Here is a 15,955-nt window from a genome sequence, read left to right on the forward strand (position 1 = left end):
GATCCTGAATTGTGCCGTGTCGAAGGACTAGTGTGGGTCTCTTGAACCGGGTGGGGACACGAGCCGCGACGGAGGTGTGATCTTTTCGATATGGCGACACATTCGCGCCATGCGCTGCATCAGCTGCGGACGGCTGTCAATCGGCACCCCGACCGGTTCGTCACCAACGTCTACACCCGGATGTTCGCGATCGACCCGGACCTGCGTGACCTGTTCGGTGTGTCGATGGCCGCCCAGCGGGTCGCCTTCCATCGCGTCATCGACCATGTCCTCGAAGCGATCCCGGCCGAGTCCGGCCATGCCGAACTCGTGGAGTTCCTCGCGCAACTCGGACGCGACCATCGCAAGTTCGGGGTGCAACCCGAGCATTACCACGTGATGTACGCGGCGCTGATGGGCGAGTTCGGCAGCCTCATGACCGGATACTGGGACGCCGAGACCGAGCAGACCATCTCGCAGGCGATGATGCTGGTGACCGGGGTGATGCGCGGCGCGGCCGAGAGTGCGACCCATCCCGCGCGCTGGACCGCCGAAGTCGTCGAGAAGTACCGGATCACCCGCGACCTGGCGGTCGTCCGGCTCCTCGCGCATTCGCCGCTGACCTTCAACGCGGGGCAATACCTCGAGGTGCACACCCCGCAGTGGCCGAAGCAGTGGCGCAATCTCTCGCCCGCCATCCCGCCCAACCCGGCGGGAGAGCTGGAGTTCCACGTCCGCGCGGTGCCCCGGGGAACGGTCAGCACCGCGATCGTGAGCGAGACCAGCATCGGCGACGTGTGGACGCTGGCCCAGGGCCACGGCACCTTGCATGTCGACCGCGACAGCAAAGTCCTGATGGTCGCCGGCGGCACCGGACTCGCGCCGCTGCGGGCACTGTTGATCGAGATGTCCTCGCGCGTGGATTCGCCGGAGACGCACATCTTCTACGGGATGCGCCACCCGGGCGAGCTGTACGACCTGACGGTGCTGCGACGCATCGCGTCGACCAATCCGTGGCTGCGCGTCACCGCCGTGTCCCAGGAGCGGACCGATCCGTGGTGGATCAACGCGGTGGCCACGCCCGCCGAACTCGGCGTCGACCACGAGATCGGCACACTGGCCGACGTGGTGGTCCGGGCAGGCAACTGGGAGAACCACCAGGTGCTGATCGCAGGGTCGCCACAGATGATCGAGAACACCCGGCGCACCCTCATCATCGCCGGTGTGCGGGCCAGCCGCATCCAGCACGACCCCGTGTTCTAGGACCGCTCAGGGGACCTCGAGGCTAGGCTCACCGGCGGCCGGGGACGTGACCGTCTCGGTTTCGGTCACGGTGTACGTCTCCGGAGCCGACTCGGTGACCGTCTCCGTCCGCGTGACGGGGCGGGGGGTGCGCGTGACGGTCGTCGTACGAACGCTGGTCTCGGTCTCGGTTTCGGTGACCGTCGCCTGCTCGGTCGAGGTGACCGCCGCGGGGGTCTCGGTCACCGTGACGGGGGCCGGTTCGGCGATGGTCGACTCGGCGGTGAGGATCAGCGTGATCCCGACGGCACCGAGGAAGACGGCGGCCCCGATCGCGGCACCGACGAACCACCATCGGCGACCGGTCGACGTCCGGGCGGCGACGGCAGTGGTTGCCGGCGCGACCACCGCGGCGTCGGCAGCGCCGAGTGCGGAGGCGAGCGACGGATTGTCCGCCACCGTCACCGGCCGCTGTGACGCGTACTCGAACGCCGGCGCGATCCCGGGGAGCTGAGCACCGGGGCCGACCACGATCACCGAGGTGATGTCGCGACCGCGAGGCAGCCTGGTGACCGCCGTCGCGAGCTGCGACGCCGCCTCCGGGTCGGTCATTGAGGCGACCTGGCCCGGCGTGAAATCTGCGGTGCCGAGGACGGCGCCGGACGCGGAGTCGACGGTGGCGAGGGTGGTGCCGGCCGCGGGCGCGGCGTTGCGATCAAGATCGACGACGGCCACCACCCCGCCGCGGGTCGAGTGGGTACACGCGATCTCGGCGAGAGCGGCGGCGTATCCGGTGACGACGACCTTGCCCGACCAAGACGGCCCGGTGCCCGCGCCCGGCGCGAAGACGCGAGCCAGATGATCGCGAACGTCGGCGCGGGACGCCGAGATGCCGATCCGGTCGACCTCGACGGGCACGGAGTCGACGAGTTCGACGATCGCGGCTTCGGCACCGGCGGCCGACGCATCGGGGAGGTCGACCAGGTTGCTCGCCAGGATGTGCCCGTCGGCATCGCGGACCACCGAGCTGATCTGATCGTCGACGACGGAGATGCCCAGGACCACGAACCCCGGCATCGGACCGTTCCCCGGTACCTCGGACATGGTTCACCTCCCGTCGCCGACCTGCTGTGGCGTTCTGACCCGCAAGCCTAGCGGCTGGGGGCCGGACGCCGTGCACCCGGCTGTGCGAGGTGTACCGCTCAGATCGGCTCGGCGGGATGCTGGGTGTAGGCCGCGTCGCGGACCGCCTCGTCGGTCTCCAGGCCCGCACCCAGCGCGCCGCCGACGGTCGCGAGTGAACAGGTCAGCCAGGCCACCTCCAGGTAGTCGGTGAAGCCGGCCGGGTGACCGAGCGTCGCACCGAAGACCTGCGGCACCACCAGGCAGAGTGCCCCGACCGCGGACAGCACGAACAACGCCGCGTAGAAGGCGGCGACGCCCAGCACCACCGTGATGACCGTGACGATGTTGAACAGCGCCACCTGTTCTCGCGTCTGACGCGAACTGCCGCGTTCCCAGAGGTCGGCACCGATGATGAGTGTCGCGGTGATCGCGACGATCGAGCCGAGTGCGACCCCGGTCAGCCGGATCGCACCGAAAGTGTCTGCGAGCAACCAGATGTCGGCGGTCACCAGCGCGAAGACCCCGGCCGCGATGGCCCCGGTGAGCGCTCGGCTGAGACCGAGCGCGAGACGCCACGGACGATTGGCCCGCACCATGCCGGTGAGCAGACGCAGGTTCCCGGTCAGCACACGTGCGGTGAAGGCGGTGCCCGCCTCGTCGACGTCGGTCCCGAGCTGCCGGACGCGATGGCGGAGCGCCGACCGCGCCGGCGACTTCTGGTGTTCGCGGAGGTCGTCGGCGTCGGCACCGAGGAGTTGCCCGACGAGTCCGATGATGGTCCCGCGTGCCCGTTGCCGTACTCCGGTCGCGCCGAGTGCCGGCACCGAGAGGACCGCGACGCCGTGCACCGCGTTGGCATGCGCCACGACCGGACGTTTGCCGACGTGCAGCGGCAGGTCGGTCAGACAGAGCACCAGATCCCATTCGTGTTCGAGCAGAAGGTCTCTGGTGGCGTCGACGATCTCGGCGTCACCGGCCGGTGGTTGGACGACGCCGGCCTCGAGGAGCTCGAGCTGCCAGCGGGCGCCGGGGAAGGTCGTCTGGATGTGGTCGGTCAGGTCGGCCTCGACCAGCTTGCGGGCGAGACCGATGGCCTGGCCCGGCGCGGCGACGACACCGAGGACGACGACGGGTTCATCCGGGGAATCCGGCCCGGGCGGCGGACCGGCGGAAGAGTCCATGGATGGTTCCGGATTCAGGCGAACCGGCCCGCGAGAGCGCGGAGGGTGCTCTCGATCCCCTTGCCGTTCTTCTTGTCGTAGCCGATGAGTTCGATGATCTTCGGCAGCCGGAGCGTCGAGTAGTCGAAGGTCTCGGTCACGGCGGTGGTGGTCGGCGAGGTCGACTCGAGCTCCCACCGCCAGCGGTGACCCATCGGATGCTGCCACTCGACGACCCGGCCGGGTTCGAAGTCGGTGACGGTGGAGGTGATCTTGTACGGCACGCCGTACTGCTTCATCCCGACGCTGAAACGCGCCCCGCGGGTCAGCGTCTCCGGCCCGCTCACGGGGGTGTCGCGCACCGTGCCCGAGCCGTCGAGCTCCGGATGCCTGTGCGGGTTCGACACGAGCGCGAACACATCGGCGGCCGGGGCGTTCACGACGACCCGACGCGAGACCTTGTGCGGCCCGGCGTCGACGGTGGTGACGGGTTCAGAAGCCATGCGGTCAACGTTACGCACCTCTGCGGGCCCGCGCCGAAACCACGGCCGGGCACCAGGACGCCGGGCCCGGTGGGCCGTCAGTCGGTGGTGCGCTTGCGCCGCGGCTGCCACACGACGAGAGCGTTGGTGCGCGGTACGGGCACGAGTTCGCCACCACGCCGGGCCCGCGACGCCTGCACCTCGTCGGTGAGTTCGCGGACGCGGTGCTGGAGCGCCTCGACCTGATTGCTGAGGTCGATGATGCGCTTGATACCGGCGAGGTTGACGCCTTCCTCCTGCGAGAGACGCTGGATCTCTCGCAGGAGTTCGACATCGCGGGACGAGTAGCGGCGTCCGCCGCCACTCGTCCGCTGGGGGGTGACCAGACCCAGTCGGTCATAGGTGCGCAGGGTCTGCGCGTGCATACCGGCGAGTTCGGCGGCCACCGAGATCAGAAAGGTCGCGCCGTCGGCGTCGAAGTTCTTCTGGCCGGCCATCGCTCATCGCCCCCAGTCCGCCCGCGGATCGAAACCACTCGCCCGCTCGGCCTGGTCGTAGGCGCGCATCGCCTCGACCGCGGCCTCGTCCAGCTTGTTCGGGACCGCGACCTTCACGGTGACGAGCAGATCGCCTGCCCCGCCGGAGCGCTTGGGCACTCCGCGACCGCGCACGCGCAGCGTGCGTCCGTCGGTGGTGTTCGGCGGGATCTTCACCCCGACCGATCCCTCCAGGGTCGGCACCGAGACGGTCGCTCCGAGAACGAGTTCGGAGATCCGTACCGGCAGTTGCACCCGAAGGTCGTTGCCGCTGCGGGTGAACTGCTTGTGCGGGGTCACGTGCACGACGACGTAGAGGTCGCCCGATGGGGCGCCACGCCGGCCGGCCTCGCCCTGTCCGGCGAGCCGGATGCGTTGTCCGTCCTCGACGCCGGCGGGGATCCGCACGTTGATGGTGCGCGCGCGGACCTTCACCCCGCTGCCGTCGCAGTCGGTGCATGGATCGTCGATCCGCGAACCGGTGCCCTGGCAGTCCTGGCACGGCTCACTGAAACCGAATGCGCCCTGATTGCGGCTCACGAATCCGGAGCCGTTGCAGTTCGCGCACACCCGCGGACTCGTCCCGGGCTTGGCGCCCGAACCGTGGCAGGTGGTGCAGGGCGACGGGCTGGTCACCCTGAGTGGGACGGTCGTGCCGAGCGCGGCATCGGAGAACGAGAGCGTCGTCTCGGTCTCGAGATCCTTGCCGCGACGCGGGCGGCTCGCCGTCGAAGTACGTTGCGTTCCGCCGCCGCGGTTGAACAGTCCGTCGAAGATGTCGCCGAAACCGCCTCCGCCGCCACCGGTCTGCGCCCCGCCGAACAGGTCGCCGAGGTCGAAGTCGTTTCCGCCGCCGGTGGTGTAGGTGTTTCCGCCGCCGGGGAAACCGCCCGGGAAGCCGTTGCCGCCGCCGCGGAATCGTCCGCCGGCGAACATGGCGCGCGTCTCGTCGTATTCCTTGCGCTTCTCGGCGTCGCCGAGCACGCTGTGGGCTTCGGACACCCGCTTGAAGCGCTCTTCGGCCGCGGTGTCACCCGGGTTGGCATCCGGGTGCAGCTCGCGCGCGAGCTTGCGATAGGCCTTCTTGATCTCTTCAGCCGAAGCGTCAGAAGCAACGCCCAGGTCCTTGTAGAAGTCGTGTTCTAACCACTCACGTTGTGGTGCCACCAGACGTCACCTCCTTTGAGTTCTGTTGTCTGGGTTGGTTTTTTCAGTTGGGGACACCCGCTCCCCGAGGTGCGAGCCGACCATCTGCTCCCTGAGGTGCGAGCGAAGCGAGCCACGAAGGGTTCGTCGCCCTTCGTGGCTCGTCGCTTGCGCTCCTCGCACCTCAGGGATCAGTGGTGAGTTCGCCCACTCAGGATCGAGCGACGGTCGCTCTATTGTGCACCGGGTGCGTCGCCCGCAGGGGCGGGATCGGTGACCGTCACCATCGCGGTGCGGATCACCTTCTCGCCCAGGCGGTAGCCGCATCGGTACACCGATCCGATCACCGGATGCGCCCCGGTGCCGTCGTGCTGCACGGCTTCGTGGAGTTCGGGGTCGAACTCGTCACCGGCCGCACCGAAGGCCACGAGACCTTCGGCGGCCAGCACCCCGGTCAGCTTGTCGGCGACCGAACGCAGCGGACCGCTGTCGAGGTCGCCGTGCTCGCGGGCACGGTCGAGGTCGTCGATGATCGGGAGCAGCTTGTCGATCAGGATCTGCTTGCCGTAGGCGACCGAACCCTGCTTCTCCTCGGCGGCACGCCGCCGGAAGTTGGCGAATTGGGCTCGCTCGCGCTGCAGGTCGGCGGTCAGTTCGGCGACCCGGGCATCCGGTTCGCCGGCTGCCCCGTCCGCCTGCTGCTCGTCACTGGCCTGCTCGTCGGTCTGGGACTCCTCTGCGACCGGTCCGGCATCGGCCGGGCCGGGGCCGGCGGCCGGCTCGTCGCGCACCTCACCCGTTTCCGGGTCGATGCGACGACGGTCGGTCACCGTCACCGGCTCCTCGCCGGACCCATTCGCCGAATGGGCTCCTGCGGTCACTTGTTCTCCTTCGAGTCCGCGTCGTCGACGACCTCGGCGTCGACGACGTCCGGGTCACTGTCGGCCGCGGCGGCCTCACCGTTGGGGGACTCGGCAGCGGCGTTGGCGTAGATCGCCTGGCCGAGGGCCTGCGACTCCTCCGACAGCTTCTCGATCGCGGACTTGATCGCTGCGGTGTCGTTGCCCTTGAGCGCTTCCTGCGCTCCGGCGACGGCCGCTTCGACCTTCTCCTTCAGCTCCGCCGGGACCTTGTCCTCGTTCTCCTTGAGGAACTTCTCGGTCTGGTGGACCAGCGACTCCGCCTGGTTGCGGGTCTCGGCCTCCTCGCGGCGCTTGCGGTCCTCGTCGGCGTGAGCTTCCGCGTCCTTGATCATGCGGTCGATCTCGTCCTTGCTCAGGCCGGAACCGTCCTGGATGCGGATCGAGTTCTCCTTGCCGGTGCCCTTGTCCTTGGCGGTGACGTGCACGATGCCGTTGGCGTCGATGTCGAAGGTCACCTCGATCTGCGGGACACCCTGCGGTGCGGGGGCGATGCCGCCGAGCTCGAAGCTGCCGAGCAGCTTGTTGTGCGAGGCGATCTCGCGCTCACCCTGATAGACCTGGATCTGCACCGACGGCTGGTTGTCCTCGGCGGTCGTGTAGGTCTCCGACCGCTTGGTCGGGATGGTGGTGTTGCGCTCGATCAGCTTGTGCATCACGCCGCCCTTGGTCTCGATACCGAGGGACAGCGGGGTGACGTCGAGCAGCAGCACGTCCTTGACCTCACCGCGGAGCACACCGGCCTGCAGTGCGGCACCGACGGCGACGACCTCGTCCGGGTTGACGCCCTTGTTGGGCTCGCGGCCACCGGTCAGTTCCTTCACCAGATCGGTGACGGCCGGCATACGGGTCGAACCACCGACGAGCACGACGTGGTCGATGTCGCCGACGGAGATGCCCGCATCCTTGATGACGGCCTGGAACGGTGCGCGGGTGCGCTCCAGCAGATCAGAGGTGATCTTCTGGAACTCGCTGCGCGAGAGCTGCTCGTCGAGGAACAGCGGGTTCTTGTCGGCGTCGACGGTGATGTAGGGCAGGTTGATCGAGGTGCTCTGCGAGCTCGAGAGTTCGATCTTCGCCTTCTCGGCAGCCTCACGCAGACGCTGCAGGGCCATCTTGTCCTTGGTCAGGTCGATGCCCGAAGTGCTCTTGAACTTCTCGACGAGCCAGTCGACGACGCGCTGATCCCAGTCGTCACCACCGAGGTGGTTGTCACCGGAGGTCGCACGAACCTCGACCACGCCGTCGCCGATCTCGAGCAGCGAGACGTCGAAGGTACCGCCACCGAGGTCGAAGACCAGGATGGTCTGTTCCTTCTCGCCCTTGTCGAGGCCGTAGGCCAGGGCGGCCGCGGTCGGCTCGTTGACGATGCGGAGCACGTTGAGGCCGGCGATCTGACCGGCTTCCTTGGTGGCCTGACGCTGTGCGTCGTTGAAGTAGGCCGGGACGGTGATGACCGCGTCGGTCACGTCCTCACCCAGGTACGACTCGGCGTCGCGCTTGAGCTTCATGAGCGTGCGCGCGCTGATCTCCTGCGGGGTGTACTTCTTGTCGTCGATCTCGACGGTCCAGTCGCCTTCGCCCATGTGGCGCTTGACGGAGCGGATGGTGCGGTCGACGTTGGTGACCGCCTGGTTCTTTGCGGGCTGGCCGACCAGCACCTCGCCGTTACGCGCGAACGCGACCACCGACGGGGTGGTCCGTGCGCCTTCGGCGTTGGCGATGACGGCGGCTTCGCCGCCTTCGAGCACGGCCACCACCGAGTTGGTGGTACCGAGGTCGATTCCAACAGCACGAGACATGTTTGGCTTCCTCCTAGTTTGCGGGTGTGCACCCGAGTCCTTGTCCCGAGGTCTCGAGACCGCGGGGATGTCGTGGTGAAACTCTGCGGGACCGGACTTCAGTGCGTCCGACTCATGTCCTACTGAAAAAGCGGGTCCGAGTCAAACCTACTTGAGTCTGGATCACTCAGGTTTCTCGAAGTGTGTAACGGGCCCCCTCGCCGGATTGTTCCCGGATCGGCCAAAAAAGTTGAGCGGGGTCCGCTCATGCGGTCCGAGCCTTGACACCCGGGGGTCGGCGCGGCAGATTTCAACAGGAACCATATGATTCAACTTGGAGCAGCCGTCAACGCGGCGCCCCACGAGACTCGAGGACGGCCGATGACGCCACGCCCGCCACTACCCGACGCCGCTTCGCCCGAACGTCCTCTACGGATCGCCGTGTGGGGACCGGGTGAGGTCGGGGGCGCGATCATCCGCGCCGCCGTCGCCGATCCCGCCTTCGACATCGCGGGCGCACTCGTCCACAATCCGAAGAAGGACGGCCGCGACATCGGCGAGCTGGTGCGCATCGACCCCATCGGGGTTCCGGCCACCACCGACCGCGACGCGATCAAGGCACTCGACGTCGACTGTGTCGTGGTCACACCTGCGCCGGCCGCGGTGCTCAAGGGCCTCGACGACGACGTCGTCGACCTGCTCGCGTCGGGGAAGAACGTGGTCGCCACCGCGGCCTATCACAACGTGTCGATGCCGAACTGGATGAGCCCGTTCCGCAAGTCGCCGCAGCAGCTGCTCGAGGCATGCCAGAAGGGCGGTTCGACGCTGCACGGGACCGGCGTCCATCCCACGTTCATCGTCGAACGGCTGGCGATGACGATGGCCACGGCGATGTCGTCGGTCAGCCACGTCCGATCGGTGGAGGCGGTCGACTTCACCAGCGCGGGCTCGATGTGGGGCGGTCTCGGCGCACTGGGCTTTGGCGCCGACCTCGATTCCCTGGGCCCGGATTCGCCGGTCGCCCGCGGGGGCGATCTCTACTACGGCGACCTCACCGGCAACGTCGCACATGCGCTCTACGGTTCGGACAGCTCCGAGGTCCGCGTCGAGACGTCGCTGCGGGGCCTTCCCGCCGCCGCCGACGCCCAGGTCGGCAAGACAACCATCACGAAGGGAACCGCGGCCGCACTGCACCTGACCCATCGCGGCTACCTCGGCGATCACCACTTCTTCACCAACGAGGAATGCTGGTACCTTGCCGCCGCAGACGTCGTCTACCGCGGCGACGATCTCCCCTTCGGCGGGTTCACCAGTCCGATCGCCTATACGCTCGTCGTGAGCGGCGAGCCGGCCGAGATCCGCACCCAGATGGAATTCGGTGTCGGTGCGGGCCACACGAATCCGATCACCACGGCATCCGTGCGAGCGGTGCTCGACTCGATCCCCGCGATCGTGGCCGCCGAGCCGGGAGTGCTCATCGACGACATCGGCCCGCACTACAAGCACGACGACCGGGTCCGGCTCTCGTGAGCGACTCGACGCGGCCCGAGGTCGAGGCGTGGAACGGTCTGGTCGATGCGCTCCGGACCGCGGGCGACAAGCTCGCCTCGGACACGGCCGGCCTCAGCCCGCTCGAACAGGCCGATGGTTATCGCGCCCTCATCCGCGGATTGTCGAATCAGTTGTCCCGCTTCGACGTCGACCGAGAACGGCCCGAACTGGTGTCGTTCAACGGGTGGCGTCACAAGTTCCTGATGGACAACCCGGATTTCCGCTACTGGGTCGCCGACGTGCGAAGCGATCGGTCATATCGCATCCGCGGGAATCGCGGCGACGCCGTCTACGTTTCGATCACCGCCTACCGACGCACCGGAGGTATCGGTTCGGGCGGCATCAGTTCGGAGTCGACCGCCCGGATCGACAGCGACACGATCGTCTTCGACGACGACGGGTCGTTCGAGATCCTCGTCGGCGGTGATGCCGGGATGGACCGCGGCGCAGACCATCTGGATCTGCCCGAGAAGTCCTCGGTGATCTGGGTGCGCTTCTTCCACGACGACGCCTCCCGCGGCGAGGCGGGACGGTGCTCCATCGAACCGCTCGCCGAACCACCCACTCCCCCGGCGCTCGACCCGGCGAAGTTCTGCGCGCAACTCGGCACGCTCGGCACCATGACGTCGATGTTGCCGACGATCTTCGAGGCGTCCACCAAGGACGACCACGATCCCCCGAACACGATGCGGCACTGGTCGGAGATGTCCGGCGGCGCGGTGTTCACCGAACCGGGCATCCACTACGTGCGCGGCGGTTGGCAGCTCGACCCCGGGCAGGCGCTGGTGATCGAGGGAGACGTCGTCGACTGCCGGTACTGGAACATTCTCGCCTACAGCCGATTCCTGAACTCGCTCGACTTCCGGTACCGCCCCGTCTCGTACACGGGCGGAACGGCGACCCTCGTCGACGGCCGCTATCGGTTCGTCGTCGCCGCCGAAGACCCCGGCGCAGGAGACTGGATCGACACGGAAGGCCGGGATTTCGGCATCGTCGTGATGCGTTTCCTGCAGCCGGCCGACACCCCCGCACTCCCCTCCGCCCGGGTCGTCGGGCTCGACGAATTGCGAGATGCCCCATGACCCGTTGGGCAGCGCCCGAGCGGACCGGGACAGCACGGAACATCTACGCCTCGGCCGAGGCTGACCGCGCGGCCCATCCCGACCGCTACCGGCTCGGCGCCCAGACCGCGGACGGGCTCGTCGAACGCGCGACGGGCGAGCACGGCGTCGAAGGACTGGGCGACCCCGCCGAGTGGCGGCCGGGCCTGGAGCAGTATCTCGAGTCGGCAGCAACCGACGGTCGGTTGAACGCGGTCGGGGTCCGTCACGCCCAGGACGCGGCCGTCGGAAAGCTGCGTGCCCGCTCGATCTTCGACAAGACGCTGCGTACCGATCCCGCAGTGGCACAGCGGTCCATCGCACCACCCATCGTGATCATCGGCGGGTGGCGTACCGGTACCACGTTCCTGTTCCGGCTCCTCGCCCGCGACCCGCGCCTGCGGGCACCGCGACCGCTGGAACTGTACGCTCCCTGGCGGGCCGCGCGGATGACCCCCGACGAGCGCGAGCGGTTCGTCGAAGATCAAGCGCGTCAGCCGAATCCACTTCAGCTGCTCAATCCGTCCATGGCCGCCGTCCACGACTCCGGACCGCTCCTCCCGGAGGAGTGCGTTCTGGGGATGGGGACCACCATGCGCAACTGGGGATTCAGCTCCACGATGCGCCTCGACGGGTACTCGTCGTGGCTCGCCACCCAGGATTTCGCCGCCGAGTACACCAACCACCGGCGCATGTTGCAGATCCTCGACGACGGTTCGGATCGACGCTGGTTGCTCAAAGCGCCCGCGCACACACCAGAACTCGGCCACCTCGCCGCCACGTATCCCGGTGTCTGCATCGTGCACCTGCACCGCGACATCGTGGAGACCGTGGCATCGGGGGCCAGCCTGTTCGCGACGTACCGCTCGACCTACAGCGACGACGTGGACGGCCACGATGTCGGACGATTCCAGGTCGAGCAGTCCGAACGGTGGTTCCGGCGTGCACTCGACTTCCGGTCCTCGCCCGCGGCCGCGTCGGCGACCATCCTGGACCTCGACTACCGGGACCTGGTGGCGAGCCCCGCGACCATGGTCGGCCGGGTCTACGCCGCGGCCGGGATCGACCCGCCGGACGTCGCCACACTGCTCGCCGAACACGAAGCCGCGCAACCCCGCCACGGCAAGGGCCGACACCGGTACACACCCGAGGAGTTCGGCATCGACCCCGACGCACTCCGTGAACGGATGGCGTTCTACACCGATGCCCTGACCGTCCAGCGGTGACAACCCCAGAGGTTCAGCGGCGGCGGGTGAGCACCAACCGGGCACCCGCATCGAGGACGAAGCCGAGGATGCCGATCACCACGATCAGAGCGGCGACCTGGTCGTACGCGAGCTGATCGCGGGCGTTGAGGATCTGGTAGCCGAGACCCGAACGCACGCCGAGCATCTCGGCGGGTACCAGAACCACCCAGGCGATGCCGAGCGCCACGCGGATGCCGGTCTGCACGTTGCCGCGGATCGCCGGGATCACCACGGCCGTGAGGACTTCGGTTCGGGTGGCATGGAACGATCGCGCGACCTCGACGAAACCGGGGTCGATCGACTTCTCGCCGGCCGCCGTGTTGATGACGATCGGCCAGATCGCCGCGATGGCGATCAGGAAGATGACCGGTTCGTTTCCGATCCCGAACACCATCACCGCGACCGGAGCCCACGACAGCGGCGAGATCATCCGCAGGAAGGCGACGATGGGGTTCGCGGCGCGCTCCGCGGTCAGGCTCAGCCCGATCAGCAGGCCCAGCGGGAACCCGAGCACGACGGCGATCAGCAGTCCGATCGACAACCGCCACAGGCTCAGTCCGATGTCGGGCAGCAACACCCCGCGATCGAGGAGTTCCAGCATCGCCGGGAACACCTGTTGCGGGGCGAACTGGCGGGCGAGGGAGTCCGCAGCGGGGACGACTGTGGTCGTCGCCCACCAGATCGCGACGAGCACCGCGATCGCGATCAGCGGTGGGGCGACGGTGGAGCCGGTTCGGCGGCGCGGGGCCGCCGCGGTCTCGTCCTGGGTCAGCAGCATCATGGCGTCACCTGTTCGGTTCTCGTGAGATCGGCGGGTAGTCCGAGAGCGGCCGCACCACCGCGCGTTCCGATGGCGCTACGGATGAATCGGTCGTCGACGAGGTCGGCGTGGACGGTGGCCGGATCCAGGCGCCCGAGGAAGCGCCGATCACCGTCGACGAGGGTGTTGTCCATCTCGGTGACGAGCCGCTCGGTGAAACTCGCGAACGGGAAGGGTTGGAATCCGAGTCGCTGCGGCTGCCAATCGACATTGCTCACGGCGAAGTCGGCCGGGTCGTAGGTGAGCGCCTTGGCGATGGCCGGTTTCGGTTGCGGGAGATACCCGCCGGCGAGTTCGGCCGCGGCCCGGGGACGATCGAGGTCGATGTGGTGCTGTGCCGCAACCACGGAGTCGGCGAGGGATTGGACCGCCGCGGGGCGTTCGTCGATGGCCGCCTGGTGGACGAGGAGCGCGCAGCAGGCGTGCTGGCGCCACACGTCGCCGAGAAAGGTGTGGATACGGCCGATCTTGCGTACCTGGGCCATCGCGTTGAACGGATCGGCCACGACGTAGCCGCCGATCGATCCGTTCGCCAACGCCGGCACCATGTCCGAGGGGCTCATCACGATCAGTTCGACGGTCTTGTCACCCCGGGACGCCCCGGTACGGATGACCGGCCGCAGTCCGTGGGTCCGCAACATCCGCTGCAGGATGATGTTGTGGATCGACCACCACGCCGGGATGGCCACCTGGGCGCCGGCGAGTTGCTCGAGGTCGACGATGTCGGGCGCCACGGTCAGCGCCGATCCGTTGGTGTGATTCCAGCCCAACACCTGCACAGGGCTTCTCATCGCGTAGCGGAGTGCCACCGCCATCGGCATCAGCAGATGGACGACGTCGACCTTGCGCGTCACGAAGGCCTCCGCGAGCGAGGACCAGCTCCGGAACAGCACGGGTTTCGTCGAACTCACCGCCGCCGGGTCGTAGAGCCCCGCGGCGTGTGCGACGAGAAGCGGTGCCGCATCTGTGATCGGGAGGTAGCCGACCCGCAGCGCATCGGACGCACTCGGTGGCGCTGCTGTGGCGGCCCGGCCCAGACCGACGATGCCCCCGATGCCGCCCGCCACGGTGAGACCACCGACCCCGGCCACAAGCAGTCGGCGTGAGATGGGCGCGTTCACACCTGCTGCCCCACCTGGTGACCGAAGTGCGTCAGGATCTCCGTGCGCCGGTCGGGATCGGTGCGGCCGAGACCGGCTTCGAGCCGCCATTCCCCACCGATCCGGCCCGCCTCGGACAGCAGGACGATCCGGTCGGCGAGTTCGAGCGCCTCGTCGACGTCGTGCGTGACGAGGACGACGGTGATCCCCAGCTCGGCGGCCAATTCGGCCAGCCAGCTGCGCAATTCGCCGCGCACGGCCGGATCGAGGGCGCTGAACGGTTCGTCGAGCAGGAGCAACCTGGGCCGGATCGCCGCCGCGCGGATGATCGCCACGCGTTGCGCCTGACCGCCCGACAGCTGATCGGGATAGCGGTCGGCGAGACCGTCGAGCCCGAAGCGGCGCAGCAGACCGAGTGCGTAGTCGTTCTCGAACGACGCACGGTGCGCGGCAAATCGTCGTCCGAACCGGATGTTCTCCGCCACGGTCAGCCACGGCATCAGCAGCGCTCGCTGGAAGACGACCCCCGTGTGAGGTCGCGGGCCGCCCGAGGTGTCCTGCCACTCCAGGCTGCCGGCATCGAGGGTCTCGAGACCGGCGAGCACACGCAACAGCGTGGTCTTTCCGCTGCCGCTGCGGCCGAGGACGGCCACGAACTCCCCGTCGTCGACGGTGACGTCGATGCCCGTCAACACAGATGTGCCGCGAAAGGCTTTGCGGCCACCGACTATTCGAACTGCGCGAGTTCCCACCGCAGTTGTCCTTCCGAAGGTGATTGGATGGGGATGAAAGCTGTCTCCCGGAACCGCCGGTTGGTGGCGCTCGCGGTCGCATAGCCCGCACCGCCGCGGACGGTCGCCTCGAGCCGGGAGGCCGACACCGCGGTACGGGCGGCGTCGAGGCGCAATCGGATCAGATCGGCCGGCGACGGTGTCGTCGGATCGGCGGCGAAGGTCGCAAGACGTTCACGTATCGACTCGAATTCGGCCGTCCGGTCGTCGAATTCGGGGCGGAACACCTTGTTGACCCCGGCCAGCGACTCGACGGCACCGTCGAGGGCGGCACCGATTGCTCCGCTGCAGAATGCGGACTGCAGCAGCAGGAAGACCGGTCGTATCCCCCGGACGAACGCGGTCAGGTCATCGGAGATCACGCTTTCCGCACCGATCGTCACGTCGACGAGCTCGAGGGACGTCGAGGCTGTGGATCCCAAACCGATCAGGTCCGGCGCGGAACGGATCTCGACACCGGGCGCGTCCGCGTCGACGACCGCGACGAGGGTCCTGTCGCCGGTGCGCACCGGGAGAACGATCAGCGATTCGTCGTAGACGTTCGACGCCCAGCGGATGGGCCCCGTCGCCACCACACCCGCCCGGCCGCGACGCCCCGTGATGGGCACCTCGCCGAGACCGGCCACCTGTTTCAGACCTGCCGCCATGGCCGTCACACCGATCCGCTCGCCGCTGAGGAGTGACGCGAGGTGTTGCTCCCGCAACGGCTCCGGCGATCGGGCGACGTACTCGATCGCCATCCGCTGAGCCCACAGCGAGAATCCGGCCGACAGGCTCACTGCCGACACACGTTCGAGGACGTCGATCATCGACGCCAGCGACCCGTCGACCACGCCCCGGCCCAGGAGTCCGGCCGCACCGGCCGCGGCGATGTCGACCCGGGTGTCGGTCTGCCCGGCGTCGAGGTCGCGGGCACGATCGGCCACGGACGCGACGACCTCGCCGAGCTCATCGGTCAGCGTCGGCGCCATACCG

14 protein-coding genes and 1 pseudogene are annotated in these 15,955 nt (G+C 68.3%); 4 read left to right on the forward strand and 11 right to left on the reverse strand.

Annotated elements, in window-relative coordinates:
- Positions 1-81: 81 nt before the first annotated feature.
- Positions 82-1,242: pseudogene (locus BCM27_RS22175) on the forward strand (FAD-binding oxidoreductase); the annotation flags it as partial.
- Positions 1,243-1,248: 6 nt separating this feature from the next.
- Here BCM27_RS22175 and BCM27_RS22180 read toward each other — a convergent pair.
- The 7 genes from BCM27_RS22180 to dnaK all read right to left on the reverse strand — a co-directional run bounded on the left by BCM27_RS22180 (position 1,249) and on the right by dnaK (position 8,392).
- Positions 1,249-2,325, reverse strand: coding sequence for a hypothetical protein (locus BCM27_RS22180; RefSeq protein WP_004022367.1), 1,077 nt, complete (start codon positions 2,323-2,325; stop codon positions 1,249-1,251).
- Positions 2,326-2,423: 98 nt separating this feature from the next.
- On the reverse strand, positions 2,424-3,527 hold the full coding sequence (locus tag BCM27_RS22185; RefSeq protein WP_004022368.1) for a hypothetical protein: 1,104 nt from the start codon (positions 3,525-3,527) through the stop codon (positions 2,424-2,426).
- 14 nt (positions 3,528-3,541) lie between these two features.
- Complete coding sequence (locus BCM27_RS22190; RefSeq protein ID WP_004022369.1) at positions 3,542-4,009, reverse strand: SRPBCC family protein; 468 nt, start codon at positions 4,007-4,009, stop codon at positions 3,542-3,544.
- A gap of 77 nt (positions 4,010-4,086) precedes the next feature.
- Positions 4,087-4,485 carry a heat shock protein transcriptional repressor HspR gene (locus BCM27_RS22195; RefSeq protein WP_004022370.1) on the reverse strand — a complete coding sequence of 133 codons (399 nt, stop codon included), beginning with the start codon at positions 4,483-4,485 and terminating at the stop codon, positions 4,087-4,089.
- Between the two features lie 3 nt (positions 4,486-4,488).
- The gene (gene dnaJ / locus BCM27_RS22200) at positions 4,489-5,691 is read right to left on the reverse strand and encodes a molecular chaperone DnaJ (protein WP_004022371.1); all 1,203 of its coding nucleotides are present in this window, start codon (positions 5,689-5,691) and stop codon (positions 4,489-4,491) included.
- 212 nt (positions 5,692-5,903) lie between these two features.
- Entirely contained in the window at positions 5,904-6,551 is a 648-nt protein-coding gene (gene grpE / locus BCM27_RS22205; RefSeq protein ID WP_004022372.1) for a nucleotide exchange factor GrpE, read from the reverse strand.
- Positions 6,548-8,392: a molecular chaperone DnaK gene (gene dnaK, locus BCM27_RS22210; RefSeq protein WP_004022373.1), complete on the reverse strand. Its 1,845-nt coding sequence runs from the start codon at positions 8,390-8,392 to the stop codon at positions 6,548-6,550. The genes grpE and dnaK overlap by 4 nt, the downstream gene beginning before the upstream one ends.
- 360 nt (positions 8,393-8,752) lie before the next feature.
- Here dnaK and BCM27_RS22215 point away from each other — a divergent pair, with 360 nt between their 5' ends.
- From BCM27_RS22215 to BCM27_RS22225, 3 genes are read left to right on the forward strand one after another with little or no spacing between them, the layout of a single operon-like run.
- Positions 8,753-9,901 carry a hypothetical protein gene (locus BCM27_RS22215; RefSeq protein ID WP_004022374.1) on the forward strand — a complete coding sequence of 383 codons (1,149 nt, stop codon included), beginning with the start codon at positions 8,753-8,755 and terminating at the stop codon, positions 9,899-9,901.
- Entirely contained in the window at positions 9,898-11,004 is a 1,107-nt protein-coding gene (locus BCM27_RS22220; protein ID WP_004022375.1) for a DUF1214 domain-containing protein, read from the forward strand. Before BCM27_RS22215 ends, BCM27_RS22220 begins: the two co-directional genes overlap by 4 nt.
- Complete coding sequence (locus BCM27_RS22225) at positions 11,001-12,248, forward strand: sulfotransferase family protein (protein ID WP_004022376.1); 1,248 nt, start codon at positions 11,001-11,003, stop codon at positions 12,246-12,248. Before BCM27_RS22220 ends, BCM27_RS22225 begins: the two co-directional genes overlap by 4 nt.
- Before the next feature lie 13 nt (positions 12,249-12,261).
- On the opposite strand, the gene BCM27_RS22230 is transcribed toward BCM27_RS22225, so the two are convergent.
- Genes BCM27_RS22230 through BCM27_RS22245 form a run of 4 tightly spaced genes read right to left on the reverse strand, consistent with a single transcriptional unit; the run spans position 12,262 to position 15,951 of the window.
- Positions 12,262-13,047: an ABC transporter permease gene (locus tag BCM27_RS22230; protein ID WP_239450714.1), complete on the reverse strand. Its 786-nt coding sequence runs from the start codon at positions 13,045-13,047 to the stop codon at positions 12,262-12,264.
- A complete protein-coding gene (locus tag BCM27_RS22235; protein WP_004022378.1) occupies positions 13,047-14,210 on the reverse strand; it encodes an ABC transporter substrate-binding protein in 1,164 nt (387 codons plus the stop codon). The genes BCM27_RS22230 and BCM27_RS22235 overlap by 1 nt, the downstream gene beginning before the upstream one ends.
- Entirely contained in the window at positions 14,207-14,941 is a 735-nt protein-coding gene (locus tag BCM27_RS22240) for an ABC transporter ATP-binding protein (RefSeq protein ID WP_033204834.1), read from the reverse strand. The genes BCM27_RS22235 and BCM27_RS22240 overlap by 4 nt, the downstream gene beginning before the upstream one ends.
- On the reverse strand, positions 14,917-15,951 hold the full coding sequence (locus BCM27_RS22245; RefSeq protein WP_004022380.1) for an acyl-CoA dehydrogenase family protein: 1,035 nt from the start codon (positions 15,949-15,951) through the stop codon (positions 14,917-14,919). The genes BCM27_RS22240 and BCM27_RS22245 overlap by 25 nt, the downstream gene beginning before the upstream one ends.
- Positions 15,952-15,955 lie beyond the last annotated feature (4 nt).

This window comes from Gordonia terrae, from assembly GCF_001698225.1.
Taxonomy (GTDB): domain Bacteria; phylum Actinomycetota; class Actinomycetes; order Mycobacteriales; family Mycobacteriaceae; genus Gordonia; species Gordonia terrae.